Below are 18253 nucleotides of genomic sequence, written 5' to 3'. Positions count from 1 at the left end.
CTGCGATTCATTTTCGGGACACCTGCTCACTTGGTTTTCACCTCTGCCAGCTGCCGCTTCCTCTTTCCACGAAGCAGGCGAGCTTTTGTTGCTTAGGAATAACAAGAAAAGGCCATTACGCCATGTTTAAACATTCAAAAGTACGTCAAGCCGGGTTGATCGTTTTCGCCACTACCCTGCTGCTGATTCTACCGAACCTGACTCGTTTGTTCGGTTGAGACTTCAAATCACCCGGGCGAGCGGGCGTATTTGTGCCAACCTCTTTGCATCAATGAAACGGGGGGGTTAAGCGCATGCGTCGGTGGTTGATGATTCTTGCACTGATTTTCAGCGAAAGCGCTCATGCAGGACCTGTCGAACAGGCAGAAGCCGTTGCTGCCATCAGAGATGGCAAGCTTGCAATCGATGTGCGCAGCCAGAGTGACTATGAAGCCGGTACGGTGCTTAATGCCGTGCGTGTCGATGACAGGCGGCTGGTGCCCCAGCTCAAGCAAGTCATGACCGATCGAAATCTTGTGATGGTGGTTTTCAGTTCCAGTGATTCACGCGCCAGCAAGGCGCAGGAAAAGCTGATGAAAGCTGGCTACAACAGCATCATCAACGGTGGCACTTACGAGGAATTGCACAACGCGCTTTATGACGTGGCCGACGATCCAGCGCAATGAATACGGGCGGGGGTGAGGCTACAACGCGTTCAGCGGTCCGAGTGCTCACCGCATTTGCGGCATGACGCGACAGCAGTGCGATTGGATAGCCGTACCGCGGTGATCCACGCAGCAGCGCAAGAGTGACCAGTATGCCCACTCGCAGCGCCACCGCCATCAAGCCCTCTGTCTGCACCCGCTCACGACTGCCGCTGCACCTGCGTCTGCACGCCGGGCATTGCCACAGGTGCCGAATCCGAAACGACCACCTTGGCGTGCATCTGCTCGCAACCCCCACCACGACGCATACCGCGCACCGGGCAGGCGTCCAGATAATCCAGACCTACCGCCAGCTTCAGGTGACGCTGCGGGACTGACAACTGATTGGTTACATCGAAGCTGTACCAGGCGTCGTCAATCCATGCCTCGGCCCAGGCATGGCTGGCCAGGTGTTCGCTGCTTTCACTGTAGAGGTAGCCCGAGACGTAGCGCGCCGGCACGCCAAGGCTGCGGGCGCAAGCCAGGAATACGTGGGTGTGGTCCTGGCAGACCCCTGCCCCATTGGCAAAAGCCTGCGTCGCGCGGGTGTCGACTGCAGTGGAGCCTGGTGTGTAGACGATATGCTGATTCAACCCGTGCATCAGATCGATCAGTGCGATGCGATCGGTGCGCTTGCGGGTCTGTTTGGCGGCGAAGGCGCGAATGGCATCGTCGGCCTCGGTCAGGCGTGTAAAACGCAAAAATGGCAAAGCCGACTGGCTTTCGTGCTCCGCTTCACGCTTTTCGTCGATTTCTACCTGACCTCGCGCACCGATAACGATGGACTCGTGAGGTTCATCCAGGGTCAGTACATGCAGGATATTACCGAACGGATCGACTTGCGCACGCACCGGGCGCGGCAGTGACAATTGCCAACTGAGCACATGCTGGCGCTCGCTATCGTGAGGGGTCAGACGCAAATACTGGATGCTGGCGCGGACCTGATCGTCATAGTGATAAGTGGTCTCGTGGCTAATTGAGAGTCTCATGCAGCCTCCAGGTAAGAAGTGTGAATGACGTTGCCCAGTTGGGCCAGCAGCGGAATGAATTCGTTCAACCACTCGTGCAGGCCTTCGCCAAGGATTTCGTCGATACCGGTGTAGCGCAAGCGTGCATCGAGTTCGGCGGCCAGTCGCTGCGCGGGACGTCCATTTGCACCTGCAAGACTGGCCAGAATCATGTCCAGCTCTTCAAGGCAGGCGCGCAACGATCGCGGAATATCCGCGCGCAACAGCAGCAGCTCAGCGACCTGACGGGCACCCGGCGCATCGCGATAGACCTCGGTATAGGCCTCGAACGAGGACAGCGCGCGCAGCAAGGCGCTCCACTGGTAATAACCGGCCGCCGAACTGTCCGCCGCTGCATTGGCTGAAGGGCCGCGCAGTTCGAGCATTTCGTAACGCGCATCGAGCATACGCAAGGTGTTGTCGGCACGCTCGATAAAGGTCCCCAGACGGATGAAACGGAAGGCGTCGTTGCGCATGATGGTGCCGTAGGTCGCACCGCGGAACAGGTGTGAACGTTCCTTGACCCACTCGCAGAAGCGGCTCATGCCATATCGGCTAAGGCCTTGTTCGGCAATTCCGCGAATTTCCAGGTACGTGGCGTTGATGTTTTCCCACATATCCGCAGTAATACGCCCACGCACCGCGTGGGCGCCGGCTCGCGCAGCAGCCAGGCAGCTGAAGATGCTGGCCGGATTGGCAGCGTCCAGCGCGAAAAAATCCAGCAAGCGCTCAGCGTGCAGCTCCCCATGACGCTCCAGATAATCGTCCAGGGTTCCGGTAATCAGCAGGGGCATGGCGATTTCAGTAAGGCCGTCCCCGCGTCCGTCCTGCGGCATAAGGGACAGCGAGTAACTGACATCCAGCATCCGCGCGAGGTTTTCCGCCCGCTCCAGGTACCGCGACATCCAATATAAATCCGAGGCAGTTCTACTTAGCATTGGCAGGCATCCTTAATCCTCGACCACCCAGGTATCCTTGGTTCCGCCACCCTGCGACGAGTTGACCACCAGCGACCCTTCGCGCAGGGCGACCCGGGTCAGTCCGCCGGGCACCACGCGGGTTTCGCGGCCAGACAAAACGAACGGGCGCAGATCGATGTGCCGTGGGGCGATGCCGTTTTCGACGAACGTCGGACAGGTCGATAAAGACAAGGTGGGTTGAGCGATGTACGCGTGCGGCTTGGCTTTGAGTCGAGCACGAAAGGCTTCGATTTCCGCTGCCGTCGCCGCCGGGCCCACCAGCATGCCGTAGCCGCCGGAGCCTTGGGTCTCCTTGACCACCAGTTCGCCAAGGTTGGCCAGCACATGGGACAGTTCCTCGGGCTTGCGACACTGCCAGGTTGGCACGTTCTTCAGGATCGGCTCCTCATCGAGGTAGAAGCGGATCATGTCGGTCACGAACGGGTACACCGATTTGTCGTCGGCGACACCGGTACCGATAGCATTGGCCAGTACCACATTGCCTGAGCGGTAAGACGCTAGCAGGCCCGGAACGCCGAGCATCGAGTCGGGGTTGAACGCCAGCGGATCGAGGAAGGCATCGTCCAGGCGACGATAAATGACGTCCACCGCTTTCGGGCCATCGGTGGTGCGCATGAACACCCGGTCGTCGCGTACGAACAGATCAGCCCCTTCGACCAGTTCGACGCCCATTTCCCGAGCCAGAAACGCGTGTTCGAAAAACGCACTGTTGAAGCGGCCAGGCGTAAGGACCACCACGCTGGGGTTATCCAGGGGGCTGGAGCTTTTCAGGGTGTCGAGCAACAGATTCGGATAGTGATCGACCGGGGCAATCCGTTGCGCGGCGAACAGTTCGGGAAACAGGCGCATCATCATCTTGCGGTCTTCGAGCATATAGCTCACGCCGCTTGGCGTACGCAGGTTGTCTTCGAGGACGTAATAGGTGCCGTCGCCATCGCGAACAAGATCGACCCCGGAAATGTGTGAATACAGGTCGCGGTGAAGATTCAACCCCTGCATCGCCAGTTGGTATTGCTCGTTGGCCAGCACCTGTTCGGCGGGGAGAATCCCGGCCTTGATGATGCGCTGATCGTGGTAGAGGTCGGCCAGGAACATGTTCAAGGCCTTGACGCGCTGAATGCAGCCGCGCTCGACCACGCGCCACTCACTGGCGGGGATGCTGCGTGGGATCGTATCGAAAGGGATCAGACGCTCGGTGCCCTGCTCGTCACCGTACAAGGTGAAGGTAATCCCGGCACGATGAAACAGAAGGTCGGCCTCACGCCGACGCTGAGCCAGCAACTCAGGTGGCGCCTCGCCCAGCCAACGGGCAAATTCCCGATAATGTGGGCGGACAGCCCCTCCCGCCTCGTACATTTCATCATAAAAGGTGCGGATCATGCCGTACTCCTTGTCACCATGGACACCATGGCTTCGCAAGGCTCGTGCCAGTGGCATAAACGCTTGAAAATCAACTGCTTGATTAAGCGGACAGTTGATCACGCACCGTTCCTGTGCAAGATGCGCCTCCAGCGTTTCTCACGCGCTTCAAAGAGAAGCGTTGCATCGCTGGAAAATCTATCGGCGGCATAGCGAGAGTTGATTTCCCGACCAGGCAGTGTTTGCCGATAATCGCCCCATCGACGCAAACCAGGCTGGCTTCGACTCCCTAAGCGACCCTGGATGCGTCACCGGACTTGTTCACGAAATTCCCTTTAGGCCGCTCACATGAAGCGGCTTTTTTTTGCTCGGCTTTTGGCTGTCCCGCGCAGTTCTGCGCGAGTCTTGAGGACGCAAGGTCATCCCGGCAGCGGGCAGATCGCATTGCTGCCGTTAAGCCCTGCGGGCTAACTTTCATGAAAACGCCCGGCAGCGAGGCCGGGCGTCATGGCAGATGCAATCATGATCAGTGAAGCCGCTTGATCTCCTGTTTGACCCCCCACCCCTCAACCTCGCCGTCGAAGCCAAGGATGGCGGTCTGGAAATCCTGTTCGAAGTCGCCAATGCCATCGTAGGTGGCGTACATCAATTTGCTCAATTGCAGATGCCACGCGCCGTCCTCACGGGCGTTGAGCTGAGTGTTAAGAGATTCACCACGAAATTTTTCCGCTGCCTGACGCGCCCGCTCCTCATCCGGGAAGACTGCGTAGAACTCGATGGGGTGGATGCTTGCGAAGTCGAAACCGCCTTCTTTCATGCGGCGCAGTACGTGACTGCTGATGTCTTCCTGATAGGTCGTGCTCATGAAACGTCCTCCTATGCAACGATAGATAGAGTTTCAACGATCCCGAAACGCCCTCCGGTACAGAGGGGTCGAGCGGCGGATCATCCGCCACCCGGGACTCAAGCATGTCGCTGAGAAGGCCGATGCTGCTTTTACAAATCAGGCATCCGTACATGAGCGGGCTCAGGTGGATGCTTCACCGGCCTCGCTTGGAGATTACGCCCATTACTGGCACGTTGCCAATTGGCAACTGGCGCTGATTGCACGCGCTGTTTCACGGGGCTTGCACGATGGAAATGATCTGCACCGCGTTTTGCTCTTTGAGCGTCTTAACGGTGGGATCGGCCGTTCGCCCGTCCAGATCGTTCAGATCCAGGTCCTCGGTGACCGGAAACAGGGCGTGACGCAGGTGCTGGGCGGCCTCCTCGTCACTGGGACGCTGCTCGGCTTCAAGATCGTGGGTCTGCTGCACGCCATCTTTATCCTGAAACGAAATAGTCCAGACTTTCATCAATGTCTCCTCAGTCAGGCCGCACGCCGGCCTACCAAAATCGGACTGCGTTTTTTTGGCATTCGTTCAACGTTTCTAATGGGAGTCGACGCTGTTTTGGCGCAAAAAAAAGAGGCCACGAGGGCCTCTTTTTTAAAACAGCATGCAGCTTACGGCTTGGCGTCTTTAACGCCGGCCGTGTTGTCCAGCAGGCTCTTGGTCGCGGTCTGCAGGAAGCTGTCTAGCTTCTTGCGCAACTCAGCGACGTCCGGCGCATTCTGCATCACTTCGGCATGCGGTTTGGTACCCAGCTCGTAGCTGTACACCTTGGGTTCCATTTCCTTTGGTTCGATCAGGATGCGGTTACCGGTCACCAGTGCGACGGTCTGTTCGCTCCCCGAAGGCTTGATCACGCCGAAGCCCAGGTCTCCGGCGGGCAGGTTCAGCAGGTCACGACCCCAGCATTGATGCACGGTCTGGCCCCCCAGACGGCCCATGATGGTCGGCACGATGTCGATCTGGGTACCGACGATGCTGCTGCGCTTGCCAAACTTGTCCTGCAGGCCTGGTGCAATCATCAGCATCGGCACATTGAAGCGGCCCAGGTCCATTTCAGTGATCTGCTCGTTGTTCCCGAAACCATGGTCACCGACCACGATGAAGAGCGTGTCCTTGTAGTAAGGCTCTTTTTTCGCCTTCTCGAAGAACTGACCCAGCGCCCAATCGGAATAACGCATCGCCGTCAGGTGCTCGTCCAGCGTACCGTGCCCGGTCACGCGCTCTACCGGCAGGTTGGCCGGCAATGCGTATGGCGTGTGGTTGGACAAGGTCTGTAGCAGAGCGTAGAACGGCTTGCCCTTGGCTTGACGGGCTTTGAGTTCCTCGGCGCCCCGATCGAACATGTCCTGGTCGGACACGCCCCACGTCGGATCGGAGAACACTGGATCGACGAAGTCGTTACGGCCGATGAAGTTGGTCATGCCTTGGTTGCTGAAGAACCCTGATTGGTTGTCCCAGGCAAAATCACCGTTGTAGACATACACATCATCATACTTGCGCGCGCTCAACAGCTGCGGCAAGCCAGACAGCTTGTGGCTGCCTTCCGGGGTCTGCATGAGGTATTCGAAACCCGGCAAATTCGGGAAGCAGGCCATGGTGGCGAACATACCCTGGTGGGTGTGCGTTCCGTTGGAGAAAAAGTGGTCGAACAACAGGCCCTCTTCCGACAGTTTGTCGAAGTACGGAGTAATGTTTGACTCATCGCCAAGCGCACCGACCGAGTGGCCGGCGAAGCTCTCCATCAGGATCACCACAACGTTCTTGATGGGCAGCGTGTTGCTCTCAGGCGGGGTGAAATCGCGGCGCACGGCTGCGCTAGCAGGATCCACGAGTTTGTCGTTGGCGGTCAGCAGCATGTCGCGCACAGTCTGTTGGGCTTCAGGCTGTGGCAGCGTGGCCTTCCAGATGTTGTCACGGTCTTCGGACAGCCGGCTCTTGGCAGCAGCGATCAGGGTCAGCGTGCCGTTGAGGCCCAATGTGTTGGCGAAATTCGATTCGGTGGTGTAGGCGTCACCCCAGCGCAATGGCGGGCCCTGGCGCAACGTGCCACGAGCAGCAATCACCGCGACCGCCAGACACAGAACGAATACGGCGATGCGGGTGTACCACGGCGCAATGGCGCGGTTGCTGGAACTGCCGATATTGAGGCCGCCACGGGCACGGGTCAGGCGGTCGATGCCCTTGAAGACCAGACTCAGCAGCCAGGTCAGCAAGGCCCATGCCAGCAGATAACGCACCACAGGATAGCCGTACCAGATCATGCTCAATACGGTTTTCGGGTCTTCCTTGACGTACTGGAAGACCAGCCCGTTGAGGCGCTGGTGGAATTCGCGGTAGAAATCCATTTCCATCAGGCCGAAGAACGTGGTCAGGCTGGCGACCAGCGTCAACCAGACCCGAAACACGCCGCGAGCGGCCAACAATCGGGCGCTGAACAGCGCCAGCAGCAACGGGATCAGGATGTAGACCACCAGCCGCAAGTCGAAACGCAGGCCGTTGCCGAATGCCTCGATGAACGTCGAGGCCGGCGTGGCGCCGATCCCTTCACGGTTGTATACCAGCAGAGCTACGCGCAGCAGGGTGTACAGAACCATCAGCGCCAGCCCGCTGAGCAGCGTATAAGCCAGGTGCGATTTGACGGTAGGTAGCGGCGCGCGCGCCGGGGCGTCCGGTTTGGCCATGTGTTGTAGGATCCGTTGGATTCAGGTTTAAGTTCGAAAAGCCTGTGCGCCCGGTGGCATCTGAAAGATGGTGCGGGTCGCGGGGGGCAAATATTACGTGATCGCCCGGTGTTTACCACCGATGCGGCTCAATCTTCATGAGAGACGTCGTGCAACGGCGCAAGATCGGCTCGACCTGCGAGCTGAAATACTGCGGATTTTCCTGAAAAACAGTGAAAATTCCGTTGTTTTTCCGGGCTGCTCATATTTTCTTACAAAGCCTGTTGCACCTACGGGCGGGTGAAGGTCTGGGCGTACAGGCCGACGGCATAGTCGATCGCCGCGAAAACCTTCGGTGCCTGATCAGCCAAGTGCGCGTTGGCCTTTAGCGACTGGTATACGGCGTCGATCAGCCGCTCCAGGCGAGGCACAGGCTTGCGGATGTTGCACGCGCTCGCCAACTCAAGGATGCCCAGCCGCGACCCGAACAGGCTCTTCGACCCGGCGAGCGTCAGGGCCAAGGAGTCCTCTTCAATATAGGCCGTGGTGTTGACGATGTCGTAGGCCGGGGCGAGGTGCGCATCGTTCCCCAGCGGATCGCGGTAGAGCAGCCCGAAGTTTTTCAAATGGGCATCGCCGTTCCCGACCATGCAGCTCAGGGCCACGATGTCAAAGAACTGCTGCAGCGACGTTGCAATATGCCCCGGGGCACAGAACAGCCCGATGGCACGCGCGATCTTTTCGTAAGCTGAATCGTACTTCTGCTCGGTCCCCAACCCCATCAATACCGCCATGTCCTCGAAGCCGATCGGGCGTTGATCAGGCTCGCGGTCGAAGCGGCGCATGACGAATAACTGACGATCATCGGAAAGATAAAAATCGGGGACCGGCATACCCGCCCTGCGTGCTGCGTCCATGCAAATATACTCATTGATCGCAAGACCCGGAAAATCGGCGCGTCCAGACTTTACGATCAGTTCGGGCATTAGCAACGTGGCCTTGGGATCGGCGGTAAAAGCGGCTTCGGGCACGATAACCTTGGGCTGAACGCCGGAAATACCCGTGCGCAGAATGTAGCGGTCCACCAGTTCGGCAAACAGATCGTGCGCGCCGTCCCAACTGAGGATCTGCGCCAGGCTGCGGCCTGTTCGGTGAGGCTCGCCGCCCAGCAGTTCATCGATCCTTGCGGACTGGACCGCCACGCGTCCGACGGGCGAACCGCTTCCGGTCAGTGCCATTAACAGCATCGGGTTCAGCGGGGTAGTTTTGGCGAGCCGGTTGCGCAATTGCTCAAGGACATAACCTTCCGGCAGATTCATCTGAAACACCGGATGCAGGCTTCTGGCGTGATAGGCCGGATCGCGCAGCGGCATGGTCAGGCTGATCTGCGATTGAGGATTCGCATCAAGGCCGTAGCGGAAAAGGTAATCACCGGACTCGTTCGCCGACAGCTCACCGCTTTCTCCTTGGGGTGTAAGGATGCGTACACGATCCAGAGGCGTCATTTGAAGACTTCCCGCAGTTCTTCAAAGGCAGGTCGCCTGGCAGGCACCACCTTGATTTCGACGTCCAGCGCAGCCAGCGCCCTGGCGTAGAAATTCATCGAGACGCTCGGGCTACCCTTCTCGATTTCTGCGAGCTTTTGCCGGGTAAGGCCCGATTGAGCAGCCAACTGTATCAATGTCAAACCGCGAGTCTTGCGCATATCGGCGATCTGCTTGCCGAACCTTTCGATCAGTAGAAGGGCGTCCACCATGTTATACCTGCATAACATTCAATAGAAGATGGAATTTATACGTGACATTCATGCTTCGCAATAAAAAGTTATGCAGAGATAACATCTGCGCTACTAAGTTACGTAAACGTGACATATGGCCAACGTCTCGCGAAGGCAGGCAGGCCCCCGCAGCCTTGCCTATACGCGTGCATGCGCACCATGAAAAACGCCTGATGGGCGGCAAGCCAATCAGGCGCTTATGGTCGTGCAGCCGATGGTTCAGATACGGACGTTGCCTCGCGGACCGGCGATGGCCCAAATGATCAAGCCCAGAACAGGCAGCAATACGATCAGCAGCACCCAAAGGATCTTCATCCCGGTTTCGGCACCGCTCTTCAAGACGTTAATGATGGCCCAGATATCGAGGGCCAGAATGATCAGTCCAACCAGACCATTAAAGGTGGAACCCATGGTGTCGCTCCTTATTGAAGGCTTGCCCAGTTAGGAGTGGCAAGGCTTGAAGAGGGTTCCGTCGCCGGCAGCATATTTGCACGCTCCAGTACGCTGCGCGGCTTCCCAGCGTTAGCGTTCGTATACGCGTTGCTGCCAGCAAACCAGGCTGCTACGACTGAGCCTTCAACGCCTGCAAGGCAGGCTCGATCAGGATGCCCAGCTCAACGCCCAACTCCATCACCCGTTGCTGGTCGTTTCCATACACCAGCACCGTCTGCAATTCGTCATCCATCGGCTCGCTGAGGTTCATCAGCACGTAGCCGCCCATTTCCTTGTTCATACTGGCGAGCTGAATCTGGATCCGGTTCAAGGCGATCAACGGCTCGACCTTGGCCAATTGCCTGGCCTTGATATTGAAGGTCACCTGCGGCCCGAACGAAGCCGTGATTTCGGCGAACAGGTCCATATAGCTATCGGCCTGAAACATCACTGTTTCCGGCAGGCTACCAACGACTACCCACTCGCCTAGCGGGATCGGAAAGCTGTCGTCGTAATTGATGTCGGGGTTGGCAGTCAGAAAGATTGCCGGGGCGGAGTAGGCTTGTGCAGCTTCGTCGGCAATCTGTTCGATTTCCTCGTCGCTCATGCAGCCGGAGCTGATCTTGCTGATGAATTCGATGAGTGAGGCTTTCATGGGGTTGTGATCCGGGGAAAAAACAGGCGCGAAGGATAGCCGGAAATCCTTCGCGCCTCTATGGCTTACAGCCCGACCGGGCACCACCCTCGCACGTTACTGCCCCAGAGTGCGTGCACCTGGAGCGCTATACGCCTAAACGGGTCAATTGCTCGGCGGTATCAGTGGCGCCCATGGTTTGTGCCGCCATCAGCGGCGTCACGCCCTTGGCGTCTTGAACATTCGGGTTGGCGCCCTTGGAAATGAGGTAATCGACGATCGCAGTACGGTTGAACATCGCCGCCATCATCAGCGCAGTGCGTCCGTCGGCCGACGCGCCTTCAACATCTGCCCCGCCCTCTACCAGGATGCGCACCACGTCCAGATCGCCCTTGAACGCCGCTCCGGCGATCGGGCTCTGGCCATTATCGTTACGCAGCTCCGGGTCCGCCTTGTACTTGAGCAATACCTTCACGGCGTCCTGATGACAGTGATAGCTGGCCAACATCAGCAACGTGTCGCCTTTGTGATTGCGCAAGTTGGGAGTCAGACCCTTTTCCAGCAAGCGATCGAGCATCTGTGCGTCTCCAGCCCGGGCGCAGTTGAAGACCTGTTCGGCAAATTCAAGCGCTTCATCGTCCGACATGCGGGTCGCGTTATCCGGGGTTTTCGAAGTGTCAGACATCAGCTTTCTCCTGTAGCGCCGCACATAGACGCAGGCACACGTGATCAATCATTTTGCTGCGGGAAAATCTCAGAGCCACGAGCATGAGATCAAGTTCCCGTTAGGTACCGCTGACAATCTCAGTTTTAGCAACGCCCGGCCAGAACGCCTTTTCGATGAGGTTGATAGAAAACACCACGATCATCTATGGCGAAAAAACCATTCAGCCGCTTGAAATGAATCACCAAGATTGGGGTCTGAGATTTCAATGCCCCTTCATTTTACCCCTCTCTGCTCTCCCAGCTCCCGCAAAATGCAGGACGCCTAAAAGGCTTTCTTGCAAAATGCACGAATGCAAAAATAAGCCAATCTTATAACTTGCTGATTTATAAGGTTTTTATTTAGATTCAAACACTGGCACAGTCACTGCACTAGTCCTACCAAGCTTGTAATCACTGAGCAATGGAGCCGCTAGACATGACTTTCATCCAAGAGAAATTCGCTTCCGTATTTTCCGAATTCGAAGTCAACACCCAGCCTCGTCCGGACGGTGGCGTCCTGCTGTCGCTGCGTAACGGGGAAGGCAAACAGATCCGCCGCTCCATTTCGTACGCTCAACTTCACACACCTGTTCAACTTGAATGGGTCATCAGCGCGATCCGCCGTGACCTGGCAGCTCAGGCCAGTGAGTTGCCCGCGATTTCGATGCTGCAAAGCCAACACCGTTTCGATTTGCCGACTTACCACACCCGGTAACAGGTCGACCTGCAGTACCGAAGCATCCCTTTATAGACTCCGCGATAGCACACCAAGGCCATCGCGGTTTTTTTTGCGTTCAGCTTCTGCCGTGACGACGGGCGCCGCCAGTGCATGATGTGCAGGGTTATCGAAGTTATCGGATGATCCCGCGGCACAACGCTTCGCCGACTGCCTGAGCCCGATTGGTCACGCCCAGCTTGGCGTAGATGCTTTTGAAGTGATGTTTGACCGTGGCCTCGGAAACCTCCTTGATCAACGCGATTTCCCAGGCCGTCTTGCCCTCTCTGGCCCACTTGAGAATTTCCAGCTCCTTGCCGGTCAGGGCGCGGGTTTGAAACTGACGCCCATTGCCTGCAACGTGCAACATTGGCACCAGGCTCGTCAGTAGATAGCGGTCGTTATGGCTGAGCGGCCGTTCCATACCGTTGAGCGAGCAAACGGTAACGACGCCCCGGTTGACACGGGTCTCGCTGGTGTAACCGTAGGACAGCGCGGGCAGCAAATCGCAGTCCTCGACGGCCGCCATGTAGGCTGACGAGGGTGGGTAAGTGTGGAACGCCTCCTCCCAATCGAGGAAGCCCAGGTTGTGGCGGAAGCAGCGAATGACCGGGTCTTCGATCATCAGCCGCCCCTGGCCATAGAGCTGCTTCCAGTAGTCGTCGACATTGGATGTGATGCAACTGAGCAGCATGCCGTCGCGATACTGGTAAAGCATCGCCCGCGCACAGCGGCATTCGATCCTGAGCCAGTCCAGCGCGTTAGCAATTGCCGCACTGCCATCCTGTTCGGTGATGCTGCTGACCATTTGCTCTATCAACGGACTCAGCGTCCCTGTTTGTACGTTTTTCATCTTCCCCTCCGTTCAAAAAACGTCCTGTGTCGTCCCTGGGTGCTCTTTAGAGTTTTTAAGTTGACTACAGCCGCTGGATACACAAAGCCCTGCACGAAAATTCATGAGCAAGGCGGATCCAATGGCCGTCAGGCTCCGACGGGCTAAGGGTTACACAGTCCGAACGGGTTAAACATAAGGGCGAAAACAAACAGGCATGCCTGACCGATAAACAGGCCACTTCCCACAAAACAACCAAAACCTGCTTACATTTTTGATGATTTGGAAACAAAAACGGCCGAAGGCGATGACCGCGGCCGAGGGCAAAAACCATGCAACGATCAAGCGACAGAAGTCACGTGGCGCGCGCGTCAGTCGTCCAGACCGGGAAACCGACTGGCGAATGACTCGCCAGTTGGCTGCGGCGCCTGCCCTTCAGCGCTGCTGAACAGTCGAATCGCGATCACGCGCGGGTGCTCGCCGATGTCGAACCATTGCCGTGTACCGGCCGGGACGGAAATCAGATCGTTCTTCTCGCACTGAACGGCATAGATGAAATCACCGATGTGCAGCGAATAAAGAGCCCGACCGGCGACGAAAAAACGCACCTGGTCCGCACCGTATTGATGCTCGTCGAGAAGCTCGCCACGCAGTGGATCCTTGTGCGGGTGATGGGCATCGACGCTGATGACATCGGCTGCGACATGGCCGCGCTCGGTCATCAGGCCATCGAGCTGCTCGCGGTACGCGCTTAGCACTTCGTCGTGAGGGGCACCGGCGGTTACCGGAACAACCGCTGACATGCGTTCAAAGCCAATGCCCTGCTCGGCGAGCGTGGAGGCAATGTCTTCGAAGTGGGTCAGGACCTTGGTCGGTAACTGCGCAGAAGACACGTGGTAGACGAAGAGAATGCTCATAGGGGGTTCCTCGGTTCAAGTGCTCGCCAACACAGTGATTGGCCAGACGCGGGATGATTCAAGCAGCCAGCATCATCAGGGTTTACGCGCACTGGCGGGCGCGGTTCATGCGCGCTCATCCTGCATGCACCTGGCCGCCAAAATCACGGCAGTCAGCGCAGCCAGGCTGGCGATAGCGAACGTCCAGCCCGCACCCAGCGCGCTCCAGCTGTACCCGGAATACAATGCGCCCAGCGCGCCGCCCGTACCGGACAAGGCTGCATACAGCGCTTGCCCCTGTCCTTGCTGGTGCGGACCGAAACTGCGTTGAAGGAAATGAATGGCGGCGGCATGGAAACTGCCGAAAGTCGCGGCATGTAAAAGCTGGGCGAATATCAGGATCGCCAGATGATCGGCGAAACTGCCGAGCAAGACCCAGCGCAGCGCAGCCAGGACAAAACTGGCCATCAGCACATGACGTACGCCGAAACGCTGCAGGATCCGGCTCATCGCCAGGAACATCAGCACCTCGGCGACCACCCCCACCGCCCACAGCATGCCGATGATGCCGCGGCTGTAACCGAGGTGCTCCAGGTGCAGGGTGAGAAACGTATAGTAAGGGCCATGGCTCAATTGCATCAGGGCCACGCATATGAAGAAGGCCAGCACTCCGGGGCTAAATAGCTGCTTCAAAAAGCCCTCGCCTGCCAGCCGCTGCGGTGAGAGCGAAGGCTGCGCATTGGGCACCCACCAGCTGCTGGCGACGATTCCGGCCATGATCACCAGCAGTGCCTGCGGGTACAGATCCAGGCTGAACCATTCGAACAGACGGCCCAGCCCGACTACCGTGAGGATGAAGCCAATTGAACCCCATAGCCGGATCTGGCTGTAACGCGCGGTCTGGCCCTGCAAATGCGCAAGGGTGATGACCTCGAACTGCGGCAGCACCGCGTGCCAGAAAAACGCATGCAACGCCATGACCATCGCCAGCCAGGCGTAGGACTTGTCGACGAGAATCAGTGAAAAGCAGGCCAGCGTGCAAACGGCGCCGAAGCGCACGATGGCCAGGCGCCGACCGGTGTAGTCGCCTAGCCAGCCCCAGACATTAGGGGCAACACAACGCATCAGCATGGGAATCGCCACCAGTTCGCCGATACGTGCGCTGGGAAACCCCAGATAATTGAAGTACAGCGCCAGAAACGGCGCGGTTGAGCCGAGCAAGGCGAAATAGAAAAGATAGAAGCTGGACAGTCGCCAGTAGGGAAGCGCCGCCACGGTCAAACGACCGCGTCGGCATTACCCGATGGTGGCATTACAGCTGACCCAGAACCGGGGTGTTGACCTGCACGTCCAGGTTTTGTCCGCGATGACGCAGCAGATGATCGAGCAGCACGATCGCCATCATGGCTTCAGCGATCGGGGTAGCGCGAATGCCCACACACGGGTCGTGACGACCCTTGGTGATCACTTCGACCGGATTGCCATCGATATCGATGGAGCGGCCCGGGGTAGTGATGCTCGACGTTGCCTTGAGCGCCAGGTGCGCGACGATTGGCTGGCCCGAGGAGATACCACCGAGAACACCGCCAGCGTTATTCGTGACGAACCCTTCAGGGGTCATCTCGTCGCGGTGCTCGGTGCCGCGCTGGGCGACGCTGGCGAAACCGGCGCCGATCTCGATACCTTTGACCGCATTGATACTCATCAGCGCATGCGCCAGCTCGGCATCCAGACGGTCGAAAATCGGCTCGCCCAGCCCTGGCATCACCCCGTCGGCCACGACAGTGATCTTGGCACCAACCGAGTCCTGATCGCGACGCAGCTGATCCATGTAGGCCTCAAGCTCGGGCACTTTGTCCGGGTCGGGGCAGAAAAAGGCGTTCTGCTCGACCGACTCCCAGGTCTTGAACGGGATCTGGATCGGCCCCAATTGACTCATGTAGCCGCGCACGGTGATGCCTTGGCTGAGCAGGTATTTCTTGGCAATGGCGCCCGCTGCGACACGCATGGCGGTTTCACGAGCCGAACTGCGGCCACCGCCGCGGTAATCGCGAATGCCGTATTTGTGGTGGTAGGTGTAGTCGGCGTGGGCCGGACGGAACAGATCCTTGATCTGCGAATAGTCCTTGGACTTCTGGTCGGTGTTGCGGATCAGCAAGCCGATGGACGCGCCGGTGGTCTTGCCTTCGAACACGCCGGACAGGATCTCGACTTCGTCGGCTTCCTGACGCTGAGTGGTGTGGCGGCTGGTGCCGGGCTTGCGGCGATCCAGGTCACGCTGCAGGTCTTCCAGCGACAGCTCGACACCCGGTGGGCAGCCATCGACGATGGCGACCAGGGCCGGACCATGGCTTTCGCCGGCGGTGGTGACAGAGAACAGCTTGCCGAAGGTATTGCCGGACATGCGGGAGGCTCCGAGAAATCGACCAAAAGACTAAAAACACAGCGCGGCAGTATACGCAGGGTAAACGGCTATATCACGCGCGAACCTTATTCGATTGGCTGCGTCCAATTTCACACTTTATTGATGATGGCCTTGCGATGCTACGTAGTATGTCCCTGATTTGCGGCTTGCTGCCGCTGCGAGTAATCGCCTTGACCCTCACCCTGCTTTCCACCCTCGCTAACGCGGGTACCCCCGTTGTCCTGCAGCGCCCCATCTCCCTGGATACCGGAACGGGCGAGCTGTTCGGCACACTGTTGCTGCCCAAATCGACGTCACCCGTACCGGTGGTGCTGATCATCGCCGGCTCCGGCCCTACCGATCGCGACGGTAATAATCCTGATGGCGGACGCAACGACAGCATGAAGCGCCTAGCGCTGATCCTGGCCAAACACAACATTGCCAGCGTGCGTTACGACAAGCGTGGCGTGGCTGCCAGTCGGCCTGCGACGCCGGACGAACGGAACCTCAGCATCGAGAAATACGTCGACGACGCGGTCGCCTGGAGCCAAAAGCTCAAGGCTGACCCTCGATTGGGACAGTTGATTCTCATGGGCCACAGCGAGGGGGCACTGGTCGCCTCGCTGGCCGCAGAGCGCGCAGGCGCCACGGCGTTGATCTCCGTTGCAGGCACGGGGCGCCCGGTGGACCAGGTCGTGCGCGGACAGCTGCAAGATCGCCTCCCACCGCCATTGCTGGCGCGCAGCGAGGAACTGATCGAAGAGATAAAAGCCGGCAAGACCGATGACAATGTGCCTGAACCGCTGCAAGTGGTGTTTCGTCCAAGCGTGCAGCCGTACCTGATCTCGCTTTTTCGGCAGAATCCGGCTGCAGCGTTCGGCAAACTGAAGATTGCGACGCTTATCCTCCAGGGCCGCAATGACATGCAGGTCGGGGTGGGCGACGCAGAATTGCTGCATCAGGCCAAACCGGACTCGCAATTGGCGATCATCGACGGCATGAACCATGTGCTGCGTATCGTACCGATGGACTTGAAGCGCCAGTTGGCATCCTATAAGGACCCGCAGTTGCCGCTGGCCAGCGAGCTGTCCGATCGCATTCTCAAATTCATTGCTTCGGTGCCCGCGGCCTAGGCATACGTCTCTTTGAGCTACGCGCCCTTACCGAAGGTTTCGGCGCGTCAGTCAGCAGATTTTGAGCGCTAGCGAAGCGTCTGAGCCAGTCGTGCCGCCCGGCGCCGTCAATCGACTGTTCCGCGATTCCCCCTTCAGATCCTAGGAAAATGGCCGATAGCGGGATGCTGGCATTGTGTTTGCCGAGCAATGTCGAGAACAGGATCGCCGTGATGACACAAGCAACGATGGAAGCCGAAGCGCTCGCCCCCGCAGAAGGCAAAGAGAGTGAAGCCGCTGCGCCGGTATTGTGGGAGGACGTGCAGGCCGACCAGTTTTCGATGCTGCGACTGTCGCCACTGCCGATGGATCGTGCTACCGGTGGGCGGCCTCTACGCTTTGTCGAGTTCGGTCGCGCGGAGCGCCATAGCAAGGACTTCAGCCTGTTGCGCCTGAGCTACCATCTGCCCGGGCAAAAGACCCGCAAAGAGCAGAACAACCTGGATATATGGGTCGACCATGCCAATCGTGCGGTTCGGGTAGGCCCCGAGTCGGGCCTGCAGATCGAACCGTGGAATCGCGGGCTAGGCCGCTTTATGCTCGCCCAGGGCATTCATTGGGCGCAGAAACGCTGGTCCGAATATCGCATCGAGGGCATTGCGCTGGCCAACAAGGATGCGCTTAACGAAGATACCCGCATGCGCCGCGACCACTTCCTCAAGACCCAAGGTCTGGAGGTGGCCTACGCCGACCCTCAGCACCTTAAGGGCACTGTGAAGGAGGCCAAGGTCGGCAACCTGAACAACACCTGGAACACTGACAAGGTGCAAATCGTCGAGATTCTCGACGCTGCGCAGATGTTGCAACAGGCCGAGCAGAAGATTCAGGAACAGGAAGTCACGATCAAGAAAGCCGAACACAAGATCGGCAAGTACCGCCGCGATGACAGCGGATTGCGCTTTACCATCGCTTGCCTGGTGACCTTCGCAGTATTTCAGGCCGGACTGTTGATCTGGATTGCGACGCACCGCTAGCGTACGCACCCTCAAGCGTCTCTGGCCTGTGATACGAGCGCGTACACACCAGGCACGCCGCAAGACCTGTAGCAGCCTTTAAAGCGTCGCGACACTGGCGAATGCGGTCGTCAGTCGCCGAGGGCTGGCT

19 protein-coding genes are annotated in these 18253 nt (G+C 58.4%); 4 read left to right on the top strand and 15 right to left on the bottom strand.

Annotation, left to right across the window (positions count from 1 at the left end):
* The first annotated feature begins 293 nt into the window (after positions 1 to 293).
* Entirely contained in the window at positions 294 to 665 is a 372-nt protein-coding gene (locus tag B3I26_RS02450) for a rhodanese-like domain-containing protein (protein WP_296254762.1), read from the top strand.
* A 179-nt stretch (positions 666 to 844) separates the two neighbouring features.
* Here the strand turns inward: B3I26_RS02450 and B3I26_RS02445 are convergent, their stop codons facing one another.
* From B3I26_RS02445 to B3I26_RS02395, 11 genes are all read right to left on the bottom strand, one after another.
* Positions 845 to 1672, bottom strand: a complete 828-nt coding sequence (locus tag B3I26_RS02445; RefSeq protein ID WP_296254760.1) for a transglutaminase family protein — start codon at positions 1670 to 1672, stop codon at positions 845 to 847.
* Positions 1669 to 2628, bottom strand: a complete 960-nt coding sequence (locus B3I26_RS02440; RefSeq protein WP_296254759.1) for an alpha-E domain-containing protein — start codon at positions 2626 to 2628, stop codon at positions 1669 to 1671. The genes B3I26_RS02445 and B3I26_RS02440 overlap by 4 nt, the downstream gene beginning before the upstream one ends.
* A 12-nt stretch (positions 2629 to 2640) precedes the next feature.
* Positions 2641 to 4050: a circularly permuted type 2 ATP-grasp protein gene (locus tag B3I26_RS02435; protein WP_296254758.1), complete on the bottom strand. Its 1410-nt coding sequence runs from the start codon at positions 4048 to 4050 to the stop codon at positions 2641 to 2643.
* Between the two features lie 505 nt (positions 4051 to 4555).
* Positions 4556 to 4894, bottom strand: a complete 339-nt coding sequence (locus tag B3I26_RS02430; RefSeq protein ID WP_296254756.1) for a ribonuclease E inhibitor RraB — start codon at positions 4892 to 4894, stop codon at positions 4556 to 4558.
* Between the two features lie 253 nt (positions 4895 to 5147).
* Positions 5148 to 5384, bottom strand: coding sequence for a hypothetical protein (locus B3I26_RS02425; protein WP_296254754.1), 237 nt, complete (start codon positions 5382 to 5384; stop codon positions 5148 to 5150).
* Between the two features lie 149 nt (positions 5385 to 5533).
* On the bottom strand, positions 5534 to 7603 hold the full coding sequence (locus tag B3I26_RS02420) for an LTA synthase family protein (RefSeq protein ID WP_296254752.1): 2070 nt from the start codon (positions 7601 to 7603) through the stop codon (positions 5534 to 5536).
* A 269-nt stretch (positions 7604 to 7872) separates the two neighbouring features.
* Entirely contained in the window at positions 7873 to 9087 is a 1215-nt protein-coding gene (locus B3I26_RS02415) for a type II toxin-antitoxin system HipA family toxin (RefSeq protein WP_296254750.1), read from the bottom strand.
* The gene (locus B3I26_RS02410) at positions 9084 to 9338 is read right to left on the bottom strand and encodes a helix-turn-helix transcriptional regulator (protein ID WP_313483866.1); all 255 of its coding nucleotides are present in this window, start codon (positions 9336 to 9338) and stop codon (positions 9084 to 9086) included. Before B3I26_RS02410 ends, B3I26_RS02415 begins: the two co-directional genes overlap by 4 nt.
* Before the next feature lie 240 nt (positions 9339 to 9578).
* The gene (locus B3I26_RS02405) at positions 9579 to 9770 is read right to left on the bottom strand and encodes a PLDc N-terminal domain-containing protein (protein ID WP_024688144.1); all 192 of its coding nucleotides are present in this window, start codon (positions 9768 to 9770) and stop codon (positions 9579 to 9581) included.
* Between the two features lie 151 nt (positions 9771 to 9921).
* A complete protein-coding gene (locus B3I26_RS02400) occupies positions 9922 to 10446 on the bottom strand; it encodes a hypothetical protein (protein WP_296254745.1) in 525 nt (174 codons plus the stop codon).
* 127 nt (positions 10447 to 10573) lie between these two features.
* Positions 10574 to 11110: an ankyrin repeat domain-containing protein gene (locus B3I26_RS02395; RefSeq protein ID WP_296254744.1), complete on the bottom strand. Its 537-nt coding sequence runs from the start codon at positions 11108 to 11110 to the stop codon at positions 10574 to 10576.
* A 456-nt stretch (positions 11111 to 11566) separates the two neighbouring features.
* Between B3I26_RS02395 and B3I26_RS02390 the strand changes: the two genes are divergently transcribed.
* Positions 11567 to 11845: a DUF3509 domain-containing protein gene (locus tag B3I26_RS02390; protein ID WP_296254741.1), complete on the top strand. Its 279-nt coding sequence runs from the start codon at positions 11567 to 11569 to the stop codon at positions 11843 to 11845.
* A gap of 136 nt (positions 11846 to 11981) precedes the next feature.
* Here B3I26_RS02390 and B3I26_RS02385 read toward each other — a convergent pair whose 3' ends face one another.
* The 4 genes from B3I26_RS02385 to aroC form a co-directional block, all read right to left on the bottom strand.
* The gene (locus B3I26_RS02385; protein WP_296254740.1) at positions 11982 to 12698 is read right to left on the bottom strand and encodes a helix-turn-helix transcriptional regulator; all 717 of its coding nucleotides are present in this window, start codon (positions 12696 to 12698) and stop codon (positions 11982 to 11984) included.
* Positions 12699 to 13048: 350 nt separating this feature from the next.
* Complete coding sequence (locus B3I26_RS02380; protein WP_296254738.1) at positions 13049 to 13594, bottom strand: 1,2-dihydroxy-3-keto-5-methylthiopentene dioxygenase; 546 nt, start codon at positions 13592 to 13594, stop codon at positions 13049 to 13051.
* Positions 13595 to 13699: 105 nt separating this feature from the next.
* Positions 13700 to 14848 carry an MFS transporter gene (locus B3I26_RS02375; protein ID WP_296254736.1) on the bottom strand — a complete coding sequence of 383 codons (1149 nt, stop codon included), beginning with the start codon at positions 14846 to 14848 and terminating at the stop codon, positions 13700 to 13702.
* A gap of 37 nt (positions 14849 to 14885) precedes the next feature.
* Positions 14886 to 15977, bottom strand: coding sequence for a chorismate synthase (gene aroC / locus B3I26_RS02370; RefSeq protein ID WP_296254734.1), 1092 nt, complete (start codon positions 15975 to 15977; stop codon positions 14886 to 14888).
* Positions 15978 to 16114: 137 nt separating this feature from the next.
* On the opposite strand from aroC, the gene B3I26_RS02365 reads away from it, so the two are divergent.
* Together B3I26_RS02365 and B3I26_RS02360 are read left to right on the top strand one after the other, a co-directional pair.
* Entirely contained in the window at positions 16115 to 17110 is a 996-nt protein-coding gene (locus B3I26_RS02365) for an alpha/beta hydrolase (protein WP_296254732.1), read from the top strand.
* A gap of 212 nt (positions 17111 to 17322) precedes the next feature.
* On the top strand, positions 17323 to 18123 hold the full coding sequence (locus tag B3I26_RS02360; protein ID WP_296254730.1) for a hypothetical protein: 801 nt from the start codon (positions 17323 to 17325) through the stop codon (positions 18121 to 18123).
* The last annotated feature ends 130 nt before the right edge of the window (positions 18124 to 18253 follow it).

This window comes from Pseudomonas sp. UBA5706, from assembly GCF_002419965.1.
Taxonomy (GTDB): Bacteria; Pseudomonadota; Gammaproteobacteria; order Pseudomonadales; family Pseudomonadaceae; genus Aquipseudomonas.
Note: the sequence above shows the minus strand (reverse complement) of the source record. Positions and strands in the feature narration are given on the sequence as shown.